Source organism: Vibrio sp. 10N.222.49.A3 (assembly GCF_041475145.1).
In the GTDB taxonomy this organism is placed as follows: Bacteria; Pseudomonadota; Gammaproteobacteria; order Enterobacterales; family Vibrionaceae; genus Vibrio; species Vibrio tasmaniensis_A.
Map to the genome: position 1 here is coordinate 1 of NZ_JBFRVM010000249.1, position 1,499 is coordinate 1,499.

The 1,499-nt window shown below is 42.4% G+C and carries 2 protein-coding genes and 1 pseudogene; all 3 read left to right on the forward strand.

The window, feature by feature from the left end:
• Nucleotides 1-300: pseudogene (locus AB4589_RS24420) on the forward strand (phage head morphogenesis protein); the annotation flags it as partial.
• Nucleotides 301-390: 90 nt separating this feature from the next.
• Entirely contained in the window at nt 391-975 is a 585-nt protein-coding gene (locus AB4589_RS24425; RefSeq protein ID WP_048615442.1) for a DUF2913 family protein, read from the forward strand.
• Nucleotides 976-1,064: 89 nt separating this feature from the next.
• Nucleotides 1,065-1,256 carry a hypothetical protein gene (locus AB4589_RS24430; RefSeq protein WP_048615443.1) on the forward strand — a complete coding sequence of 64 codons (192 nt, stop codon included), beginning with the start codon at nt 1,065-1,067 and terminating at the stop codon, nt 1,254-1,256.
• Nucleotides 1,257-1,499 lie beyond the last annotated feature (243 nt).

A 1,499-nucleotide genomic window follows, 5' to 3' on the forward strand; every position in this document is an offset into this window, starting at 1 on the left:
GTCGCGAAACAAGGCTTATCGGCTAGCACACTCAATAACGTGATAAAACAATCGCCAGAGCTAGAGCCGTTTCGGGAAATGATACAAGAGAAGTTGATGACCTCACCTGATGAGGTGTTGTTGGCTTTTGATGAATTGGAAAGTGGGGACTTTTTACCTAGCGTGCAGTTTGTGCTTGAGTTAGACGATTCGCTCAGGGCGGTGGCGTTTGCGAGTGCGTATGGCAATACACGGGTTTACCGAGTAAGCGCTACCACTCAGCAAGTGCTTTCCAAGCAGGTGTTTAGTGAACTGCAGTAACAACCTTTCATTTTAATTATTTCAATAGCTTGATTTATGGACAGTATGACCACATAACAATACGTTGTATTCGTCAAATATTTAGTCCTTATGCAAATCAAAAAAGAGTTTGATTACTATCAAACATTACACCAAACCATAACGCATGCTTTGCTTCATCTATTGTTCCAAGTATCGGCTAGCTCGCGTTTCGTACCCATTGCAAAGCGTAATGAGATTTTATTGAAATATCTAAAGCCCAAAATGAGTGATAAGGCCTACGCTGCGATTAAAAAAGACATTCGCTTGATGCTTCAAGCGGCTCGAACAAAAGAAGGGAACCTAGAGATGAAGCTCTATCAACTTAATGACCAGGCTAAAAAGACCAAGCTCGCTGGTGCGGAGAAGCTGTACTCACTGCTTGTGCACCTATATGACGAAGAAGGCATTGAGTCGAGGCTTTTTGAGGAAGGAACTGAGGCAGAACCGAGTGTTTTGTATATGTTAGAAGAACACATTGAACAGGGTTTCGACAATATGACACAGATTAGCCCTCTGTCTATGTTAATTCAACATGAGAGAGCGTATGACCTCATTGACAGTATTCATCGACATGGTTTGTTTATCGCAGAAATGAAAGAGTGGAATGCAAAAACGCATCAAGCTCACCTGCTGTTACATCCTGCAGAGCTCTAATTAACTCAAGTTATCATCACAAAGCACTGGCTATTCCCTGCACACCATACTAGTGTCGTGTTCACGTTGAATTTACATGGAATTTCAGCATGTTAACGATTAAACCTGAACATAAAACGCTGGTGAGTTTGATTATTGAACAGTCTAAACAAGGTCATGTTGACCCTATCTCTGTATCCCAAATGCTGCCTGAGCACTCTGTCCATCACGTGGCCTTTGTTATCGAACAGCTTTCACAACAGCCCTATCCTGATTTAACGCAATTAATTCGAAATAATTAACTGTATAAATACACAGTTCCTCGTGATAAGGTTGATCGGTGTTTTGATGCCTTGAGTACCTGAGACCCAAGACCTTTTTGATAAAGGAATTGGAGAGGAAGCAACAAAACGCCGCCAGCTTTAATTCGTTATTGCTGGCGGCTTTCAACCGCTATTTGTGTTCAAGGCTCTTGCTAACAGGAGATAAGAATGCACCAACACACATTGCACGATGGCCGTGCCAGCCTCATCCATGCCGATTGT